Source organism: Calidifontibacter indicus (assembly GCF_003386865.1).
Taxonomy (GTDB): Bacteria; Actinomycetota; Actinomycetes; order Actinomycetales; family Dermatophilaceae; genus Yimella; species Yimella indica.
On sequence record NZ_QTUA01000001.1, the window covers coordinates 988,607 to 1,008,086 of the forward strand.

The 19,480-nt window shown below is 70.1% G+C and carries 20 protein-coding genes and 1 tRNA gene; 17 read left to right on the forward strand and 4 right to left on the reverse strand.

Annotation, left to right across the window (positions count from 1 at the left end):
* Nucleotides 1-158 precede the first annotated feature (158 nt).
* On the reverse strand, nt 159-521 hold the full coding sequence (locus DFJ65_RS04705; protein WP_147301308.1) for a hypothetical protein: 363 nt from the start codon (nt 519-521) through the stop codon (nt 159-161).
* Between DFJ65_RS04705 and DFJ65_RS04710 the strand changes: the two genes are divergently transcribed.
* Complete coding sequence (locus tag DFJ65_RS04710; protein ID WP_115922031.1) at nt 511-903, forward strand: hypothetical protein; 393 nt, start codon at nt 511-513, stop codon at nt 901-903. The genes DFJ65_RS04705 and DFJ65_RS04710 overlap by 11 nt on opposite strands.
* Before the next feature lie 78 nt (nt 904-981).
* Here the strand turns inward: DFJ65_RS04710 and DFJ65_RS04715 are convergent, their stop codons facing one another.
* Nucleotides 982-2,316: a serine hydrolase domain-containing protein gene (locus tag DFJ65_RS04715; RefSeq protein WP_115922032.1), complete on the reverse strand. Its 1,335-nt coding sequence runs from the start codon at nt 2,314-2,316 to the stop codon at nt 982-984.
* 126 nt (nt 2,317-2,442) lie between these two features.
* On the opposite strand from DFJ65_RS04715, the gene DFJ65_RS04720 reads away from it, so the two are divergent.
* From DFJ65_RS04720 to DFJ65_RS04740, 5 genes are all read left to right on the forward strand, one after another.
* Nucleotides 2,443-3,291: a polysaccharide lyase family protein gene (locus DFJ65_RS04720; RefSeq protein WP_170143993.1), complete on the forward strand. Its 849-nt coding sequence runs from the start codon at nt 2,443-2,445 to the stop codon at nt 3,289-3,291.
* Nucleotides 3,292-3,343: 52 nt separating this feature from the next.
* Nucleotides 3,344-3,967: a dTMP kinase gene (tmk, locus tag DFJ65_RS04725; RefSeq protein ID WP_115922034.1), complete on the forward strand. Its 624-nt coding sequence runs from the start codon at nt 3,344-3,346 to the stop codon at nt 3,965-3,967.
* Nucleotides 3,964-5,121: a DNA polymerase III subunit delta' gene (locus tag DFJ65_RS04730; protein ID WP_115922035.1), complete on the forward strand. Its 1,158-nt coding sequence runs from the start codon at nt 3,964-3,966 to the stop codon at nt 5,119-5,121. The genes tmk and DFJ65_RS04730 overlap by 4 nt, the downstream gene beginning before the upstream one ends.
* Before the next feature lie 32 nt (nt 5,122-5,153).
* Nucleotides 5,154-6,740, forward strand: coding sequence for an alpha/beta hydrolase (locus DFJ65_RS04735; RefSeq protein WP_115922036.1), 1,587 nt, complete (start codon nt 5,154-5,156; stop codon nt 6,738-6,740).
* 119 nt (nt 6,741-6,859) lie between these two features.
* Complete coding sequence (locus DFJ65_RS04740; protein WP_115922037.1) at nt 6,860-7,501, forward strand: HAD family hydrolase; 642 nt, start codon at nt 6,860-6,862, stop codon at nt 7,499-7,501.
* A gap of 109 nt (nt 7,502-7,610) precedes the next feature.
* On the opposite strand, the gene DFJ65_RS04745 is transcribed toward DFJ65_RS04740, so the two are convergent.
* Nucleotides 7,611-7,684 (reverse strand) — tRNA-Thr (locus tag DFJ65_RS04745).
* Nucleotides 7,685-7,954: 270 nt separating this feature from the next.
* Between DFJ65_RS04745 and DFJ65_RS17370 the strand changes: the two genes are divergently transcribed.
* Nucleotides 7,955-8,113, forward strand: coding sequence for a hypothetical protein (locus tag DFJ65_RS17370; RefSeq protein ID WP_170143994.1), 159 nt, complete (start codon nt 7,955-7,957; stop codon nt 8,111-8,113).
* Between the two features lie 3 nt (nt 8,114-8,116).
* Here DFJ65_RS17370 and DFJ65_RS04755 read toward each other — a convergent pair whose 3' ends face one another.
* Complete coding sequence (locus DFJ65_RS04755) at nt 8,117-9,010, reverse strand: alpha/beta fold hydrolase (RefSeq protein WP_115922039.1); 894 nt, start codon at nt 9,008-9,010, stop codon at nt 8,117-8,119.
* A 35-nt stretch (nt 9,011-9,045) separates the two neighbouring features.
* Between DFJ65_RS04755 and DFJ65_RS04760 the strand changes: the two genes are divergently transcribed.
* From DFJ65_RS04760 to DFJ65_RS04805, 10 genes are all read left to right on the forward strand, one after another.
* Nucleotides 9,046-10,371: an MFS transporter gene (locus tag DFJ65_RS04760; RefSeq protein ID WP_245950008.1), complete on the forward strand. Its 1,326-nt coding sequence runs from the start codon at nt 9,046-9,048 to the stop codon at nt 10,369-10,371.
* Nucleotides 10,372-10,422: 51 nt separating this feature from the next.
* Nucleotides 10,423-11,877 (forward strand): D-alanyl-D-alanine carboxypeptidase/D-alanyl-D-alanine endopeptidase, encoded by a 1,455-nt coding sequence (gene dacB / locus DFJ65_RS04765; protein ID WP_115922041.1) that lies wholly within the window; start codon nt 10,423-10,425, stop codon nt 11,875-11,877.
* A gap of 10 nt (nt 11,878-11,887) precedes the next feature.
* Nucleotides 11,888-12,925 (forward strand): zinc-dependent metalloprotease, encoded by a 1,038-nt coding sequence (locus tag DFJ65_RS04770; protein ID WP_115924102.1) that lies wholly within the window; start codon nt 11,888-11,890, stop codon nt 12,923-12,925.
* A gap of 20 nt (nt 12,926-12,945) precedes the next feature.
* The gene (gene tilS / locus DFJ65_RS04775; RefSeq protein WP_115922042.1) at nt 12,946-13,917 is read left to right on the forward strand and encodes a tRNA lysidine(34) synthetase TilS; all 972 of its coding nucleotides are present in this window, start codon (nt 12,946-12,948) and stop codon (nt 13,915-13,917) included.
* 5 nt (nt 13,918-13,922) lie between these two features.
* Nucleotides 13,923-14,474, forward strand: a complete 552-nt coding sequence (gene hpt / locus DFJ65_RS04780; protein ID WP_115922043.1) for a hypoxanthine phosphoribosyltransferase — start codon at nt 13,923-13,925, stop codon at nt 14,472-14,474.
* 196 nt (nt 14,475-14,670) lie between these two features.
* Nucleotides 14,671-16,686: an ATP-dependent zinc metalloprotease FtsH gene (gene ftsH / locus DFJ65_RS04785; protein ID WP_115922044.1), complete on the forward strand. Its 2,016-nt coding sequence runs from the start codon at nt 14,671-14,673 to the stop codon at nt 16,684-16,686.
* Nucleotides 16,664-17,287 carry a GTP cyclohydrolase I FolE gene (gene folE / locus DFJ65_RS04790; RefSeq protein WP_425452951.1) on the forward strand — a complete coding sequence of 208 codons (624 nt, stop codon included), beginning with the start codon at nt 16,664-16,666 and terminating at the stop codon, nt 17,285-17,287. The genes ftsH and folE overlap by 23 nt, the downstream gene beginning before the upstream one ends.
* A complete protein-coding gene (folP, locus tag DFJ65_RS04795; RefSeq protein ID WP_115922046.1) occupies nt 17,284-18,117 on the forward strand; it encodes a dihydropteroate synthase in 834 nt (277 codons plus the stop codon). The genes folE and folP overlap by 4 nt, the downstream gene beginning before the upstream one ends.
* Nucleotides 18,114-18,995, forward strand: a complete 882-nt coding sequence (gene folK / locus DFJ65_RS04800) for a 2-amino-4-hydroxy-6-hydroxymethyldihydropteridine diphosphokinase (RefSeq protein ID WP_115922047.1) — start codon at nt 18,114-18,116, stop codon at nt 18,993-18,995. The genes folP and folK overlap by 4 nt, the downstream gene beginning before the upstream one ends.
* Nucleotides 18,992-19,480, forward strand: a complete 489-nt coding sequence (locus DFJ65_RS04805; RefSeq protein ID WP_170143995.1) for a DUF3180 domain-containing protein — start codon at nt 18,992-18,994, stop codon at nt 19,478-19,480. The genes folK and DFJ65_RS04805 overlap by 4 nt, the downstream gene beginning before the upstream one ends.

A 19,480-nucleotide genomic window follows, 5' to 3' on the forward strand; every position in this document is an offset into this window, starting at 1 on the left:
GGACGTCATCGTCCGGGTCCCGCTGTCGTTGCGGGAGCGGTGCGCACGCGCCGAAAGACGCCGTGATGTCGCCGAAATCACCGGTCGATTTCCCCGTTTGTCCTGGCCCGACACGAAACCTTGGGAAATCAGCGGAACCGAGTCGACGGCAGTGAACGTCACAGGGGCAGTTCCGTAACGAAACACACAGGGAGATACACCATGTCCAGCACCGCCTTGCGCAACCGCGTCGCCTTCGGCTCGATCGTCCTGGTCGGCGCTCTCGGCCTGACCGCGTGCAACAGCAGCGACACGACCGTCACCAACAGCAGCTCGTCCACTTCGTCCTCGACCTCCTCCAGCGCGCCGTCGACCTCGAGCGAGACCTCCTCCTCGTCCACCGAGTCGAGCACCGAGTCGAGCACCTCGACCGAGTCGTCCTCGTCGTCGACCGAGTCGTCGACCACCTCGCAGTCGCCGAGCTCGTCCGCCACCTCCGGCTCGACCGCCGAGACCCCGCGCGGCACGACGATGAAGTTCAACGAGAGCGCGGTCATCAAGGAGAGCGGCAAGACCTTCCGCCTCACGGTCAAGGAGGTGCAGGTTGCTCCTGAGTCGATCTACTCGCAGAAGAACCTCGACAAGAGCAAGGGCACGGTCTACTACCTGCGCTACGACGTGAGCCCGATCGAGGCCGACGGCTCGTTCTACCCGAGCAGCGTCAACGGCCTGTGGCTGTACCCGACCTTCACCCAGGGCCAGACCGCCAAGCGGATGTACGGCTCGACCGACGACTGCAAGAGCAGCTCCGGGAAGCTCGAGGTCGGCCAGACCGGCAGCGGCTGCAACATCTACCAGATCACCGGCGAGACCTCGAAGACCGCCACCTACGCCAACTCCAGCCACCGCATCACCTGGGAGTGATCGGGTAACACCCCTGGATCGACGAAAAGGGAAGTGGCCGCCTCGTGGCGGCCACTTCCCCTTTTTCGGTCCCCTCGGTCAGCCGAAGGGCAGCGGCTCCCGGGTGAACTTGTAGGTGGCCCAGTTCAGTTGGCGCACCGACCCGTCGGGGTGTCGGTGCACGACCAGGCGTTCTCCCTTCTCCCGGCCGGCGACGGTGCGATAGACGTCCGGCTCCAGTTGGGTGAAGCGCGACCACGGCGCGCTGTCGGGCGCCCGGTCGAGGCGGGCCTGCAGTTCGCCTTCCCGGATGACGAAGGTGAAACCCGCGCCCTCGGAGAACCAGCGGCCGGTGAGCTCGGTGAGGCCGTCCGGGGTCGTGGTGCCCGGCGTCCAGGGGGTCGGCAGGGCCGGGTCACGCTCGGCGACGAGCGACCCCAAGGCGACCGCGGTGGCGTCCGGGGCGACCGCGTTCGTCGCGTTGTTGAGCACGCCCGCGCTCACCCCGCTGGTGGTCTCGGAGAAGAACCCGGTGATGCCGCCGGGCAGGCCACCGGTGTGTCCGAACCAGGTGCGGCCGTCCTTGCGGACGAGTTGGAAACCGAGTCCCCACGCGCCGGTCCACGACCCGTCGACCAGCAGTTGCGGGGTGAGCATCTCCGCGACGGTGTCCTTTCGCAGCACCGCTTCGTCGGGGTCGAGCAGGAACTGGTGCCAGCGCATCATGTCCGCGAGCGTGCTGCACAGGGCCCCGGCCGCCGCGGTGGCTCCCTTGTCCAACAACGGTTCCCGCACCGGCACGTCGGTGAACGGCGCGACGTAGTACTGCCCGGAGTGGGGCGCGGTGAGAGTGAGCCCGGAACGCTTGAGGCCGACCGGGTCGAGCAGGCGGGTCTGCAACGACTCGGCCCACTCGCGGCCGTCGAGGCGGGCGACGAGTTCGCCGAGCAGCGAGAACCCGAGGTTGCTGTAGTGCCAGACCAGATGTGGGCGACCGATCCGCTCGGCCTTGTTCCACCCGTCGACAAGGCCCGCACGATCGGGGAATTCGAGTGTGTCCCAGACGTCCCCGACCGGCTCGCGCTGCATCCCACTGCCGTGCACCAGCAACTGACGGACGGTGACGGTGCCGTGTTCGACGCCCGGGAGGTGGGTCTCCAACCGGTCGTCGAGGTCGAGCCGGCCTTCGTCGCGCAGCTGCATGATCATCGCCGCGGTGAAGGTCTTGGTGTTCGACGCGACCAGGAACTGGGTGTCGGGGCCAAGAGGCACCTGAGGATCGTCGAGGTCGGCGACGCCGATCGCCGTCGACCACACCAACTCTGACTCACGTGCGACTCCGGCCACCAGTCCCGGTGTGCGACTTGCGATCTGGCTGTCTCGGGCGATGCGTTCAAGGTCTCGGACGAGCGACTTGCGCAATGAGTTCGACATGGTTCGAGCCTACGTCGGCCGTCCTTCGGCCCCACTTCGGCGCAGATGTTCACCTGTTCGTCGCATTCGCGTCGGATCCGTACCGCAGGATTTCGGCGACGACAACGTCCCCGGGGGTGGATAGGCATGGCCAACACGGCGGAGACCGGCATGCCCTGGCGGGTCACCGATCGTGCGCTCGTGCTGACCCCCGAGGTCGGATCGGTGCGATTGGCCTGGCGCGCCTTCGGGCCCATGGTCGCGTACGAGGTGCACGGGGTGCCCGGACGGCGCGAGGGCTGGCGACCGAACGGGTCGACGCGCATCTCGGTGGCGACGACCACCGGGTTCGTGCACCGTGGGTTGGGTGCCTACGACGCCACCTGGTCGTACCGCGTGCTCGCGGTGACCAGCGACGGCGAGCACCTGATGACCCCGGTCGCCGTCACCACGACGACGACCTCCGTGACCGTGACCGGCCGGCCGATCGCGGTCGTCGGTGCATTCGACGGCAGCGGCCTCGACCTGGCGATCAGCAGTTCCGGCTTCGTGCACTACCGCACGACCTTCCCGAGCGACGTCGACTTCCGCTACGGCTTCGACAGCCCCGAGCGCCGGTGGAGCTACGTGCAGCCTGGCCCCGAGGACGCGTGGGCCGGACGGCGCAGCCACCGCTTCCGGCTGCGCTTCGACCTCGACGAACTTCCCGACGGCGACGTCGACCTCGCGCTCTGGCTGGTCGACCGGCACCCCACCCGCGCCGGATCCGCGAGCATCGCGGTCAACTGCCTGCCGCTGGAGACCCTGCTGTTCGACGAGACGATCGGGGAGACGCACCAGTCGCTGGTCGTGCCGGGCAGCGGCGCCGGCCCCGCCTACTTCGAGATGCCGGTGCCGCGCGACCTGCTGCGACTGGGTGAGAACACGGTCGACATCGCCAAGGACCACGGGAGCTGGATCGCCTACGACGCGATCGGGGTCTTCGGGCGCGGGTGAGCCCCGGGCTCCCGTCCGCGGGTTGTCGGCGGTGCCGTCTAGGCTGACCCGCATGTCGACCGCCGCCGGGTACATCGTGTTCGAGGGCGGCGACGGCGCCGGCAAGACCACCCAGATCGAGGCGCTCGCGCAGTGGTTGCGCGCGCAGGGGCGCACCGTGCTGCTCACCCGCGAGCCGGGCGGCACCGACCTCGGCCGACAGATCCGGGAGCTGGTGCTGCACGGCGACCATGTCGACCCGCGCGCCGAGGCCTTGTTGTTTGCGGCCGACCGCGCCCACCACATCGCCACGCTGGTGCGTCCGGCGCTCGAGCGCGCCGAGATCGTGCTGCAAGACCGCTACCTCGACTCCTCGATCGCCTACCAGGGGCAGGGACGCGACCTGGTGCCCGACGAGATCCGTGGCCTGTCGATGTGGGCCACCCGGGAGTTGCTGCCCGAGCTCACCGTCGTGCTCGACGTCGACCCGGTGCTCGGTCGCGCCCGCCGTGGCGACGTGCACGACCGGTTGGAACGCGAGGCCGACGACTTCCACGCCCGGGTGCGGGAGCAGTTCCTCGCGATGGCGCAGACCGCACCCGAGCGCTACCTCGTGCTCGATGCCTCCCTCCCGCGCGACGAGCTCGCCGCGGCGATCCGCGCGCGAGTGGCGCCGTTGATCGGGGCATCGGCATGAGCGTCGAGACCGCCGCGGGCGTGTGGGCCGACGTCGTCGGGCAGCCCGAGGTCGTCGCCACCCTCGATCGGGCGGTGCGCGAACCGGCCGCGATGACCCACGCGTGGCTGTTCACCGGCCCGCCCGGTTCCGGACGCTCGACGGCGGCGCGGGCGTTCGCGGCGGCGCTGCAGTGCCCGCAGCACGGCTGTGGCACCTGCCGCGAATGCCGCACCGTGCTCGACGGATCGCACGCCGACCTCACCGTGCTCACCACCCAGGGGCTGTCGATCCAGGTGAAGGACGCCCGCGAACTCGCGCGCGTGGCGCAGCACTCGCCGTCCGTCGGGCCGTGGCAGGTGATCCTCGTCGAGGACGCCGACCGGCTCACCGAACGCGCCGCCGACGCGCTGCTGAAGGCGCTCGAGGAGCCGGTGCCGCGCACCGTGTGGCTGCTGTGCGCGCCGAGCCTCGAAGACGTCATCATCACCATTCGCAGCCGCAGCCGGCACGTGCGGTTGCGCACGCCGTCCGTCGACGCGGTGGCCGACCTGCTCGAGCGGCGCGACGGCGTGCCGCGCAGCCAGGGGCTGCTCGCCGCCCACGCCGCGCAGTCGCACGTCGGGTTGGCCAAGCGGTTGGCCAAGGACGAAGCGGCCCGGGGGCGCCGCGCCGACACGCTGCGCCTGGCCGGTTCGATCCACTCCCTCGGCGACGCGATGCGTGCCGCCGAGCAACTCGACGGGCTCGCCAAGCAGGAGTCGTCGGCGTCGGCGTCCGAACGCGATGCGGCCGAGCGGGAACGACTGCTGGAGCAGTTGGGTGCCGACCCGGCCGCCCGCACCCAGCCGCCGCACGTGCGCTCGCAGCTGGCGGCGCTGGAGAAGGAACAGAAGACCCGCGCGACCCGGATCGGCCGCGACGTCATCGACCGTTCGCTCGTCGACCTGATGTCGATCTACCGCGACGCCCTGGTGCAACAGACCGGCAGCCCGGTCGAACTCATCAACCAGGACCACCGCGAGCAGGTCGACCGGCTCACCAGCCGTCCGGCGGAGTCGTTGCTCGGCGCGATGGACGCCATCGGCACCGCCCGCGAACGGATCGCGGCCAACGTGCCGCCGCTGCTGGCGTTGGAAGCGATGATGATCGCGCTGCGCACCGAGCGAGACTGAGTCACGCCCTCGATGACGTAGCGTTGAGCACCATGAGCCGCTCCTCCCGCCGTGCCCTGCGCCCCGTTGCCGCCGCGCTGACCGCGTCCGCGCTCGTGTTGTCCGGATGCAGCGGCGGTTCCGGCAACGGCTCGTCGAGTTCGTCCTCCGAGGTGGGGTCGCAGCCCTCCGGTGGGTCGTCCAGCGCGAGCGGCAGTGCGAGCGCCAGTGGCACGGCGGCGAGCACCGCGGGGCTGCAGAAGTTCTACGACCAGAAGCTGACCTGGTCGAACTGCGACGGCGTGCAGTGCGCCAAGCTCACCGTGCCGATCGACTACGCGAACCCGTCCGGGCAGACGATCCAGTTGGCGATCTCGAAGGTGCCCGCCAAGGGCAAGGCGAAGGGCAGCCTGGTGGTCAACCCGGGCGGGCCCGGCGCCAGCGGCTACGACTACGGCGCGGCCGCCGACATGATCGTCACCCCGACCATCCGTGAGTCCTACGACGTCATCGGGTTCGACCCGCGCGGTGTCGGCCGGTCGGCCCCGATCACCTGCGTCTCCGACGCCGAGATGGACACCATGCTCGGGGTCGACCCGACCCCTGACGACAAGGCCGAGGAAACCTCGGTGCAGGCCGAAGTGGGCAAGTTCGCGCAGGCCTGCAAGGACAAGGCCGGCCCGTTGCTGGCCCATGTGTCGACCGTCGAGGTGGCGAAGGACGTCGACATCCTGCGGGCCGCGCTCGGCCGCGACAAGCTCGACTACCTCGGCTTCTCCTACGGCACCTTCATCGGATCGACGTACGCCGACCTGTTCCCCAAGAACGTCGGCCGGCTCGTGCTCGACGGCGTGGTGCCGCCCGACGTCACCTCCGAGGAGATGAACCTCGGCCAGGCGACCGGTTTCGAACAGGCCACCCGCAGCTACGTCGAGGACTGCATCGCCAAGGGCAACTGCTACCTCGGCAGCACGGTCGACGCCGCGATGAAGCGGATCAGCGACTTCCTCAAGCAACTCGACGCCAACCCGCTGCCGATCTCCGGGCAGGGACCGGTCACGAAGTTCACCGAGGGGTGGGCGACCCTCGGCCTCGCGCTCGGGTTCTACTCGCGTGACAGTTGGCCGGGCCTCACCGAGGCGTTGAAGTCGGCGATGGCCGGCGACCCGAACCAGCTGATGGCGATGGCCAACCAGTACGCCGCCCGGCAACCGAACGGCGCCTACGCCGACAACTCGATGCAGTCGTTCTACGCGGTGTCGTGCCTCGACCGGAAGGCCAGCAGCAACCTCGCCGACTACGAGAAGTCGGCGGTGGAGTTCGCCAAGCAGGCGCCGACCTGGGGTCGGATGCTGGCCTGGGGTTCGCTGACCTGCGGCGAGTGGAAGGTGCCTGCCACCGGCAAGGAGCAGCCGGTGAAGGCGCAGGACGCCGGGCCGATCCTGGTCATCGGCAACACCCGTGACCCCGCCACCCCACTGGCGTTCGCGCAGCGGCTGGCCAAGGAACTCGCGCACGGTCGCCTGCTCACCTACGACGCCGACGGCCACACCGCGTACGGCAAGAGCGAGTGCGTCAACTCCGCCGTCGACGCCTACCTGCTGAACGGCACGCTGCCGCCCGAGGGTCAGATGTGCTGACCGCGTCCGCCTGAACGACCCGGCTCGGCCCCACCCCAACCGCAGCGTTCGCAATGGGTGGCGGGGGTGTTGGCTGACCGGCGTCGGTGCACGCGGCACCTCCCCGTACGGTTGGCGCCGTGAGTTTGCGACCGGTCGCCCTGTTCGATTTCGACGGCACGCTGGCGGACACCATCCCGCTCATCGTGCAGTCCTTCCACCACACCCTCGCGACCTCCGGGCTGCCCGCGGTCGACGACGTCGAGGCCCGGTCGTGGATCGGCCGGCCGTTGCAGCCGGTGCTCGAGGACCGTTACCCCGGACGCGGCGCCGAGCTCACCGCCACCTACCGCGAGTGGAACCTCGCCAACCACGACGAACTCATCGAGTCGGTGCCGGGCATGCCGGAGCTGCTGAACGCACTGACAGACGGTGGCATCCGGCTCGGCGTGGTGTCGTCGAAGAAGGCCGAGACCGTGCGGCAGGGGTTGCGGGTGGTCGGCCTGGCCGACCAGATCGACGTGCTCGCCGGCATGGACGAGACGCCGAGGCACAAGCCCGACCCGCAGCCGCTTCTGTACGCCGCCCAGCGCCTGGGCGTCGCGCCGTCCGATTGCGTCTACATCGGCGACGCGGACGTCGACGTGCTCGCCGCCCGCGCCGCCGGCATGTACGCGATCGCGGTCACCTGGGGAGCCGGCACGGCCGAGGTGCTGCGGGGCAGCGAACCCGACGCGCTGGTCGATTCCGTCGACGAACTGCGCGATCTGCTCCTGCGCTGACCTCGTTCCACCCCTGGCCGCGCAGCCCCACAGGCCCCGCCAACCCCGTTTGCGGGAGGGGAGGGCATGGAAAAGGCCCCCGGCGAACCGGGGGCCTTTCTGTCTCGTGAGCCGCTTGTCGGAATCGAACCGACGACCTATTCATTACGAGTGAATCGCTCTGGCCAACTGAGCTAAAGCGGCGCCGCATCCGGGTGCGCGCGAGGCGTACGGATGCGATCAGCGAGTATACGCGGCGACCCCACTTCCACCGAATCGGCACGACCCGACGGTCGACGGACCTCGCGCCGACCCTGGGCCGACCCCGCGCCGACCCCGCCTCGACTCGCCGCGACGGTGGGCACCGTCGCGGCGACGGCGTCCGCCTGCGATCATCGAAGGGTGAATCAGCTCGCTGCCTTGACCACGAAGACGTCCGCATTGGGGATGGGGACGACCTTCATTCTCTTTTCGATGGGTTTCGTCGTGATCTTCGTCGCGATGGTGATGATCGGTGAGCAGCGCAACAAGAACAAGCCGCGTCAGGAGCCGATTCGCACCCCGGTGTTGCGGGCGAAGGACGCCGAACGCGAGCGGCGCGCCCGCGAGCAGGGCAAGTTCGACGGCCAGTAGTCGTCAGCCGCGGATGCGTTCCAGGATCGCGTCGGCCACTTCGTCCGGACGGCGCTCGGGCAGCCAGTGCCCGACCTCGAGTTCGACGAACCGGTAGGGCCCTGCAACGTATTCGGCCGTCTTCTTCGCGGCGGCCTCACCGAGGGCGACGTCCTTGCGACCCCAGACGTAGGTGGTCGGCACCTGAACGGGCTGGGACATCCCGCCGCCCGACGAGCTCGACGAACTAGTGGCACCCGTGCCGCCCGGCTTGCGCGACCCGATGCCGAGCATCGACTTCGCCAACGCGCGGTACCAGTTGATCGGCCCGCGCAACGACTCCGGTGTCGCGAACCGCTCGACGTACGGGCGGGCCTGCTCGGCCGGCAACCCGCTCGGGGTGAACAGCCGCTCCTGCAGCCGTCCGGCGAGCACGCGCTCGGGCAGCCACGGCAACTGGAACGCACCCATGTACCAACTGTTCTTCCACTGACCGCCGTGCCGCATCGCCCACTGCATCGCGGTCGGGTGCGGGGTCGACAGCACGGTGAGCGTCGCCACCCGCTCGGGCAGGAAGGTCGCGACGGCCCAGGCGACCGCGCCGCCCCAGTCGTGGCCGACCAGGTGCACCTGCTGCGCCCCGCTGGCGTTGATCAGCGCGGCGACGTCGGCCACCAGGGCGCGCATCGAGTACGCCGACACGGCCGTCGGGCTGGCACCGGGGGAGTAGCCACGCTGGTCGGGAGCCAGGGTGCGGTAGCCGGCCGCGTTGAGACGGTCCGACACTTCTTTCCAAGCAGTGCGATCCTGGGGGAAGCCGTGCAGCAGGACCACCACCTCCGGATCGGATCCTGAGGTTTCGTGCGGGCCGCTGTCGGTGACGTCGAAGACGAGTCCGTCGCGTTCGAAGGTGTGCATGCCTTGAGCGTGCCATGCATGAACGGAGGCAGGAAGTGAACAGCGCGGCGCTCGCGTACCCCATTGGTGGTCGACGGGCCTGGGCGGTGTGGGGCGCGGCCCTGCTCGTCTACGTACTCGCGGTGTTCCACCGGTCTTCGCTCGGCGTCGCCGGTGTGCTCGCGGCCGAGCGATTCCACATCACCTCCGCCCAGCTGGCGACCTTCACGATGGTGCAGTTGCTCGTCTACGCGGTGATGCAGGTGCCGGTCGGCGCGATGCTCGACAGGTTCGGGTCGCGCGCGCTGCTGGGCGCCGGACTGCTGCTCATGACGCTCGCCCAGTTCGGGTTCGCCTTCGCGCACTCGTTCGGCGCCGGTGTGGTCGCGCGCGTGTTCGTCGGGATGGGCGACGCGATGGTGTTCGTGTCGGTGCTGCGCCTGGTGGCGCTGTGGTTCCCGCCGACGAAGTCGGGCATGGTCACCCAGGCCACCGGTTGGGCGGGCCAGGTCGGCGCGATCGTCGCGGCCGGTCCGCTGGCGAGCGCGCTGAGCAACTTCGGCTGGGAGACGTCGTTCCTCATCGCCGCCGGCTCCGGCGTGGTGATCGCGGCGATCATGTTCGCGGTCGTCAAGGACACCCCGTTCCTCGACAACTCCCGCACCGAGATGCGGATGAGCGCCGTCGGCCGCGCGCTGCAGGCTGCGTGGAAGACCACCGCCACCCAGCTCGGGCTGTGGTGCCACTTCACCGCGCAGTTCAGCTCGACCGTGTTCGCGATGATCTGGGGCTTCCCCTACCTCACCGTCGGCCTCGGCTTCAGCTCCGGCCAAGCCAGCGCCCTGCTGAGCCTCATGGTGGTGACCGGCATCCTGGTGTCGCCGTTCATCGGCGGCTTCGCCGCGCGCTTCCCCTACTCACGCTCGTCGCTGGTGCTCGGGGTCGTGATCAGCATCGTGACCACCTGGACGGTGGTGCTGGTCTGGCCCGGTCGCCCGCCGACCGCGCTGGTGGTGCTGGTGTGTGTATTGGTGTCCGCGGGCGGTCCGGGGTCGATGGTCGGGTTCGACCTGGCCCGCACCTTCAACCCGCCCGACCGCATCGGGTCGGCCACCGGCATCGTCAACGTCGGCGGGTTCACCGCGTCGCTGTGCACCGTGGTGCTCATCGGTCTGGTGATCGACCACGTCTCGCCGGGCGGACCCTCTAGCTGGAACCTCGACAGTTTCCGCGCCGCGTGGTGCGTGCAGTACCTCGTCTGGGGCATCGGTCTCTTCCAGATCTTCCGGCTGCGCCGCAAGGTGCGCGCCGAGATCGACGCCGACCCCGACGTCGACGACGCGCTGCGGCGGCGCTTCTCCCAGCGCGTCCGAGGCCAGTGAACCGGTGCTGAACCGGCACTGAGACCACCCGGCCGGGCCGTCTAGGCTCGGGTGCGTTCGTTGCTCGCGCCGTCCGGAAAGGGGGAGTCGATGCTCAAACGCGTGCTTGCCGGCAGCACCGTCGTCGTGCTCGCCGTCGCCGGTTACGGCGCACTGGACGTCTACGACAAGGTGCCCGGCATCCTCACCTTGGCCGACGCCAAGCCGGAGCCGGTGCCGCTGCCGTCGCAGACCACACCGGCTCCGTCGGTGGCCGCGCCGACCCCGCCGTCCGTGCCCGCCGTCGCCGGCACGGTCAGCGCGGCGATGCCGACCGCCGCCCAGGTGTCTGCGGCGGTGAAGGCACCGCTCGCGGCGAAGGGCTTCCTCAAGGACACCGCCGTGGTGATCCGCGACGGCGCCACCGGCACCGTGTTGTTCGACCAGGGCGGCACCCGCGCGCTGACCCCGGCCTCGACCACCAAGCTGCTGGCGGCCTGGGCCGTTGCCACCACGATGGACCTCGACCAGCCGTTCACCACCCGGGTCGTCGGCACCGGCGACCAGCTCGTGCTCGTCGCGGGCGGCGACACCCTGCTGGCACCGGGCAAGGGTGACCCCGACCAGATCGTCGGCCACGCCGGTGTCGCCGATCTGGCCGACCAGGTCGCCGCGACGCTGCGCCGACAGGGCCGCAGCACGGTCACCCTCGGTCTCGACACCACCTCGTACGCGCCCGGTCCCGACGCCGTGCCGGGCTGGGAGCCGGGGTTCCTGGCGCAGGGATTCACCGCCCGCATCGCACAACTCGGGCTGTCGACGCAGCGCTCCAACCCGCCCGAGCCGGCTGCCGCCGACCCGAACAAGTCGGTGCAGGCCGAACTCGTCAAGCAACTCAAGGCACGCGGCATCACCGCCACGGCCGGCCCGAACGCCGCCGCACCGTCCGGCGCCACCGAGCTGGGCGCGGTGCGCTCCGCACCGTTGATCGACGTGCTCGGCCAGGCGATGCGCGACAGCGACAACGCGATGATCGAGTCGCTCACCCGCGCGGCCGCGTTCAAAGCCGGCGTGCCGGGCGACAACACGTCGGTGAACAACTGGGTCGTCTCGGTGTTGAAGAAGGACGGGTTCGACGTCACCGGGGTGAAGCTGGCCGACGTGTGCGGGCTCGCCGCCGGCACCACGATTCCGGCGAAGCTGCTCAGCGACATCGTCGTCGCCGGCACCACCGGCAAGAGCCGGCCCTTCGCCGAGGTGCTCGCCCGCGAATCGGTCGCCGGGTGGAACGGCACGCTGCACGACCGCTACTACCTCGACACCAACAAGTCCGCGGCGGGCGAGGTGCGCGCCAAGACCGGCAGCCTGCCCGACGTGAGTTCGCTGGCCGGCACCGTCGTCACCGACGGCGGACGGCTGCTGGTGTTCTCGATCATCACCAACGGGCCGATGAGCGCCGGCGCTTGGCCGGTGCGTGTCGCGATCGACAACACGGTCGCGGCGCTCGCTGCGCTGCCGGCAACGTAGGTTGGCCGACATGTCGTACGTCGATTGGAACACCGCCCGCAGCATCGGACGCCGGGTCGCCGGTGACGGCCCGCAGGTCAGCGTCGGCGAGGCCCACGCGATCACCGAAGACCTGCGCATCGCCGCCCAGCGGGCCCACGAACCGGTCGCCTCGACCGCGCGGCTCGACACCACGGGCAAGCCCGACTCGCCGGTGCACGTGGTCGACCGCTCCACCTGGATCGACGTCAACGTCTCCTCCTTCGCGGCGCTCACCGACCCGGTGATGGACAAGCTGCTCAGCACGCGGGCGCTCGGACAGGCCGGCCGGGCGGTCACCTCCCGCATCTCGGGTGCGCAGGCGGGCGGGCTGCTCGGGTTCGTGTCGTCGAAGGTGCTCGGACAGTACGACCTCGCGCCCGACAACCAGCCGAGCTTGCTGCTCGTCGCGCCGAATATCGTTGCGGCCGAACGCGAACTCGGGGTCGACAGCCACGACTTCCGGCTCTGGGTGTGCCTGCACGAGGAGACCCACCGGGTGCAGTTCACCGCCGTGCCGTGGCTGCGCGAACACGTCATCGAGCAGTCGCGCGCGATGCTCGTCGACCTCGTGCCCGACAGCGAGGCCATGCCAGACCGGCTCAAGGAGATCGCCGCCCGGTTGCCGGCCGCGATCAAGGAGGGCGGCACGGGGCTCGCCGACATCTTCGCCACTCCCGAGCAGCGCGAACGGCTCGCCGACATGACCGCGGTGATGTCGCTGCTGGAAGGGCACGCCGACGTCGTCATGGACGACGTGGGTCCGCAGGTCGTGCCGAGCGTCGAGCAGATCCGCGCCAAGTTCGACCGCCGCCGACAGGGCCGCGGACAACTCGACCGGCTGCTGCGCCGACTGCTCGGCCTGGAGGCCAAGATGCGGCAGTACCGCGACGGCGCGGTCTTCTGCCGCGCGGTGCAGGACCAGGTCGGCGTCGATGGGTTCAACCAGATCTGGACGTCGCCCGAGACCCTGCCGAAGGCACGCGAGATCACCGAGCCGCAACTGTGGCTGCAGCGTGTCCATGGCTGAGCTCGACCGAGCGTCGCGGCGTGCCCGGGCCTGACCCGGCGGTCGCCGCCGTCCGGCTCGGGGTGCGGCGCGCGTTGGCACCGCATCGTGCCCGGCGGGTCGTCGTCGCGTGCTCGGGCGGTGCCGACTCCACCGCGCTCGCCGCTGCAGTGGCCTTCGAGGCGCCCAAACTCGACGTCGACCCGGTCGTCGTGATCGTCGACCACGGCCTGCAGGACGACTCGGCGCAGGTGGCCGCCCAGGTGGCCGATCGCCTGCGCCGGCTCGGGCTCGACACCCGGATCGAGCGGGTCGCCGTCGGCGCCGACGGGGGAGTCGAGGCCGCCGCGCGCGAGGCCCGCTACGCCCGGCTGCGTGAGGTCGCCGCCCGGATCGGTGCCGCCGCGATCCTGCTCGGACACACCCGTGACGATCAGGCCGAGACGGTGTTGCTCGGGTTGGTGCGGGGTTCGGGCACCCGGTCGCTGGCCGGCATGGCACCGGTCGCCGGCGACCTGGTGCGCCCGTTGCTCGAGGTCACCCGCGCGCAGACACGCGCCGCCTGCGCGGCCGAGGGGCACGAGTTCTGGGACGACCCGCACAACGACGACCCCCGCTTCCTGCGGGTGCGCGTGCGCCGCGCGCTGGCCCATCTCGAGACCGACCTCGGCCCCGGCCTGATCGTCGGCCTCGCCCGCACCGCCGACCTGGCTCGACAGGACGCCGACCACCTCGACGCCGAAGCCGAGGCCGCGCGCACCCGGCTGGGCAGTGCGCCGTGGCCGGTCGACACGCTCGTCGACCTGCCGGTCGCCGTCCGCACGCGGTGGTGGCGTCGGGCGCTCACCGACGCCGGGGCAACGCTGGCCGATCTGTCCTCGACCCACGTCCGCTGGTTGGAAGCTCTGCTCACCGACTGGATCGGGCAGGGGCCGGTCGATGTGCCGGGAGGCCTGCGGGTCGTGCGCGCCGACGGCCTCGTCCACCTACGTCGGTCGCGTCGGGTTGAATAGCACCCATGGATTCAGCGCACCTCGGTGACGACCTCGACCACGTCCTCTACACGGAGGAGCAGATCCACGCCCGGCTCGCCGAACTCGCCGAGCTGATCTGGGCGGACTACCACGACAAGGACGTGTTGCTCGTCGGAGTGCTGAAGGGCGCCGTCCTGGTGATGGCCGACCTGATGCGCGCCCTGCCCGGCACGGTCACGATGGACTGGATGGCGGTGTCGTCCTACGGCTCCGGCACGAAGTCCTCCGGTGTCGTCCGCATCCTCAAGGACCTCGACACCGACATCTCGAACCGGCACGTGCTGATCGTCGAGGACATCATCGACTCCGGGCTGACGCTCAACTGGATTCGCAGCAACCTGCTGTCGCGCAACCCGGCCTCGCTGGAGATCTGCACGCTGCTGCGCAAACCCGACGCCGCGAAGGTCGAGATCGACTGCAAGTACGTCGGCTTCGAGATCCCCAACGAGTTCGTCGTCGGTTACGGCCTCGACTACGACGAGAAGTACCGCAACCTGCGCGACATCGGCACTCTCGCCCCGCACGTCTACTCGTAATCGGTGCGGTCGGCGCCGGTCGACGAACGGTTGACGCGCGGCGGAACAGAACGCCCGTCCCGCCCGTTGTGGCTGGGAGGATGGACCGATCCGTTCTTTCCGACCGCAGGGTTGTACCGTCGGGCGGTGAGTCGGCTGTTGGTCAGCTGACAATGCACAGTGAGCAGGAGGCACGGGGAGCGATCCCCGCACGTACATGAAATCCAAGCGTCTCGTCCGCGGCCCCTGGCTGCTGATCGCCCTCGTCATCGCGGGTGCGTTCATCTGGTTCTCGTTCGGCAATGCCGGCGGTTACCAGAAGATCGACACCTCCGAGGCCCAGAAGCTGATCGCGACCAAGCAGGTCGAGTCGGCCAAGCTGACCCCGGACACCATCAACCTCACGCTCACCAAGCCCTACACCGGCGGTGAGGCCAAGGACGCCACCAAGGTCCAGGCCAACTACGTCACCGCGCGCGGCAGCCAACTGGTCGACCTGCTCGAGCAGAACCCGCCGACCAAGGGCTTCACCGACGACCCGGCCAAGCAGAACGTCTTCGTGTCGTTGCTGTTCACGATCCTGCCGCTGCTGCTGGTGCTCGGTGTCTTCTGGTTCATCCTGAGCCAGATGCAGGGCGGTGGCTCGCGGGTGATGCAGTTCGGCAAGTCCCGCGCGAAGCTCGCGACCAAGGACATGCCGAAGGTCACCTTCGCCGACGTCGCCGGTTCCGACGAGGCCGTCGAGGAACTCCACGAGATCAAGGAGTTCCTGCAGGCGCCGAAGAAGTTCCTCGACGTGGGCGCGAAGATCCCCAAGGGCGTGCTGCTCTACGGCCCGCCCGGCACCGGTAAGACCCTGCTGGCCCGCGCCGTCGCCGGCGAGGCCGGGGTGCCGTTCTACTCGATCTCCGGTTCGGACTTCGTCGAGATGTTCGTCGGTGTCGGTGCCTCCCGCGTCCGCGACCTGTTCGAGCAGGCGAAGGCCAACGCGCCGGCCATCATCTTCGTCGACGAGATCGACGCCGTCGGTCGCCACCGCGGCGCCGGCCTGGGCGGCGGTCACGACGAGCGCGAGCAGACCCTCAACCAGTTGCTGGTCGAGATGGACGGCTTCGACGTCAAGACCAACGTCATCCTCATCGCGGCGACCAACCGCCCCGACATCCTCGACCCGGCGCTGCTGCGCCCGGGCCGATTCGACCGGCAGATCGCGGTCGAGGCCCCCGACATGGCCGGCCGCCACCACATCCTGCAGGTGCACGCCAAGGGCAAGCCGATGGCCAACGACGTCGACCTGCTCGCTGTCGCGCGCCGCACGCCGGGTTTCTCCGGTGCCGACCTCGCCAACGTGCTCAACGAGGCCGCGCTGCTCACCGCGCGCAGCAACGCGCAGATCATCGACAACCGCGCTCTCGACGAGGCCATCGACCGGGTCGTGGCCGGTCCGCAGAAGCGCACCCGTGCGATGAGCGCCAAGGAGCGCAAGATCACCGCCTACCACGAGGGCGGTCACGCGCTGGTCGCCGCGGCGATGAACCACACCGCACCGGTCAGCAAGATCACGATCCTGCCGCGCGGTCGCGCCCTCGGTTACACGATGGTGTTGCCGATCGACGACAAGTACTCCACCACCCGCAACGAACTGCTCGACCAGCTCGCCTACGCCCTCGGCGGACGCGTCGCCGAGGAGGTCGTGTTCCACGACCCGTCCACGGGTGCATCGAACGACATCGAGAAAGCCACCGGCATGGCCCGCCAGATGGTCACGCAGTACGGCATGAGCGAGCGCATCGGCGCGGTGAAGCTGGGCTCGGGCAACTCCGAGGTCTTCCTCGGCCGCGACATGGGCCACGAGCGCGACTACTCCGAGGAGCTCGCCGGGGTCGTCGACGAAGAGGTGCGTCGTCTGATCGAGGCCGCCCACGACGAGGCGTGGCACGCGATCAACGACAACCGCGACATCCTTGACAACCTGGTGCTCGAGCTGCTGGAGAAGGAAACCCTCAACGCCGAGCAGTTGGCCGAGATCTTCAAGGCGGTGCACAAGCGTCCGCGTCGGCAGGTCTGGCTGTCCAGCGACCGCCGCTTCGTCAGTGACCGTCCGCCGGTCATGACCGAGGCCGAGAAGCGCGCGCTGGCGCAGGGTGTCGACCTCGACAAGCCGCAGGAGCGCGTGCCCGAGCAGGTCGTGGAGATCCCGGACGGTGGACGTGTCGACCCCGCCGGGCACTGACGACATCGAGCGCGGCGACGGGCTCCTGACGGTCGACCGGGAGCGCGCCGCCGCGGCGGTGCGTGAGCTCCTGCTCGCGCTCGGCGAAGACCCTGACCGGGAAGGCCTCGTCGACACCCCGATGCGGGTGGCCAAGGCCTTCGAGGAGACCTTCGCCGGGTTGCGCCAAGACCCCGCCGAGATCCTGTCGCGCACCTTCTCGATCGACCACGACGAGCTGATCATCGTCAAGGACATCGAGGTCTACAGCACCTGCGAGCACCACCTGGTGCCCTTCCACGGTGTCGCCCACGTCGGCTACATCCCGGCGAAGGACGGCCGGGTGACCGGTCTGTCGAAGATCGCCCGACTGGTCGACGTCTATGCGCGCCGCCCGCAGGTGCAGGAGCGGTTGACCACCCAGGTGGCCGATGCGCTGGTGCAGCACCTCGGGGCGCAGGGCGTGCTGGTGGTCGTCGAGTGCGAGCACCTGTGCATGTCGATGCGCGGCGTCCGCAAACCGGGCGCGACCACGATCACGTCCGCGGTGCGCGGTCAGCTGCGCGACCCGGCGACCCGCGCCGAGGCGATGAGCCTGATGAAGGCGCCCACGTCGCGATGAGCCCGCTCCCGGCGCGGCCGGCGGATCGGCCCCTCGTGATGGGCGTCGTCAACGTCACGCCCGATTCCTTCTCCGACGGCGGCCGATGGTTCGACCCGCGAGCCGCGATCGACCACGCGCACAGTCTCATCGCGCAGGGCGCCGACATCCTCGACGTCGGCGGTGAGTCGACCCGTCCGGGCGCGGCCCGGCCGACGGACGAGGAAGAGCTCGCCCGTGTGCTGCCGGTGGTGCGCGAGCTCGCGCCGGTCGTGCCGGTCTCGGTCGACACCATGCGCGCCTCGGTCGCACAGGCGTGCGTCGAGGCGGGCGTGGCGATCGTCAACGACGTCAGCGGCGGTCTCGCCGATGCCCGGATGGCCGAAGTGGTCGCGCAGGCTCAGGTGCCGTATGTCGCGATGCACTGGCGCGGCCACAGTCACGACATGCAGACCCGCACGCAGTACGACGACGTCGTCGAGGACGTGTTGCGCGAACTCGCGCAGCGGCGGGACGCCTTGCTCGACGCCGGCGTGCGTCCGGAACTGCTGGTGCTCGACCCGGGCCTGGGGTTCGCCAAGACCGCGGCCCAGAACTGGGCGGTGCTGGCTGCGACCGCCCGCTTCGCCGAGCTCGGCCACGAACTGCTGGTGGGTGCCTCGCGCAAGTCGTTCCTGGCCACCGTCGGGTCGCTGGACGGCGAACCGATCCCGGCCGACGAGCGCGATGCCGCGACGGCCGCGGTGAGTGTCGTGCTCGCGCAGGCCAAGGTGTGGGCGATCCGGGTGCACGAGGTGCGCTCGACCCGCGCCGCCTGCGATGTGGTTGCCGCCCTGGAGCGGGCCCGATGAGCGACTTCATCACGATCACCGGCCTCGAGGTGACCACCTGCCACGGCGTGCTGGCGAGCGAGAAGGTCGAGCCACAACGGTTCATCGCCGACATCTCGTTCGACATCGACCTGCGCCGCGCGGGGGAGAGCGACGACCTCACCCGGTCGGTCAGTTACGCCGATGTGGCGCAGGCGGCCGAGGCGATCCTGCGCGCTGCGCCGGTCGACCTCATCGAGACCCTCGCCGAACGAATCGCCGCGTCGACCCTGGGGTTTCCGGGCGTCGAGCGCGTGACGGTGACGATCCACAAACCGCAGGCACCGGCCGGAGTGCCGTTCCACGACCCGCAACTCGGTGGGCCGTCGGTCACCGTCCGTCGCGAGCACGACCGTCCGGTGGTCATCGCTGTCGGAGCCAATCTCGGTGACCGCGAGGCCACCCTCGACGCCGCCGTGCGGGCACTCGATGCCATCGACGGACTCACCGTGGTCGCCGTTGCGCCGCTGGTCGAGACCGACCCCGTCGGCGGACCGGAGCAGCCCGACTACCTCAACACCGTCGTGCTCGCCCGCTCCCGCCTTGCGCCGTCGAGCATCCTCGACCACCTGCACCGCATCGAACGCTGGCACCACCGCGTGCGCGAAGTGCGTTGGGGCGCAAGAACTCTCGACCTCGACCTCATCCAGGTCGGCGACCCGGGTGACGACAGCGATCTCACCAGCGGCACCGACGAACTCACGCTCCCGCACCCCCGCGCCCACGAACGCGGGTTCGTGCTCGTGCCCTGGGCATCGGTCGACCCGGGCGCCCTGCTGCGCACCCCGGACGGCGTGCGGACGGTGGCCGAACTCCTGGAGACGGTGGACACCTCCGGCGTGCGGGCGGTGCAGCGGTGAAGAACGGTGTGCAGGTCGGGCACGTGGCGGTCACCACTGCGGTCGCCCTGGTGCTGTCGTACGTGCTGCTTCGGGTGTGGTCGGGGTACGGCAACGCGATCCCGGAGATCACCTGGTTCACCGTCGCGGTGATCGTGCTCATCGGTGCGCTTGTGCTCGCGGGCGGCTGGCAGATCCGTTCCTACCGCCAGCGCCGCGCCACCCGGATGCCGTCGCCGCAGGTGGCCCGTCGCACGGTGGTGTCGGCGCAGGCGTCCGCGCTGGTCGGCGGTGCGCTCGCCGGGTGGTACGGCGGCCACGTCGGCGTCGCCCTGTCGAATCTCGACTCCGACCGGTTGCGCCAGGTCGCTCTGGTGGGGGCCGTGGCAGCGATCGCCTCGCTCGGGCTGTCCGCCGTCGGTCTGGTCGTGCAGTCGTGGTGCCGCATCGACGACGATGACGATGACGACGACCACCGGGGCGACGGCGACCCCTCGCCGGCCTGA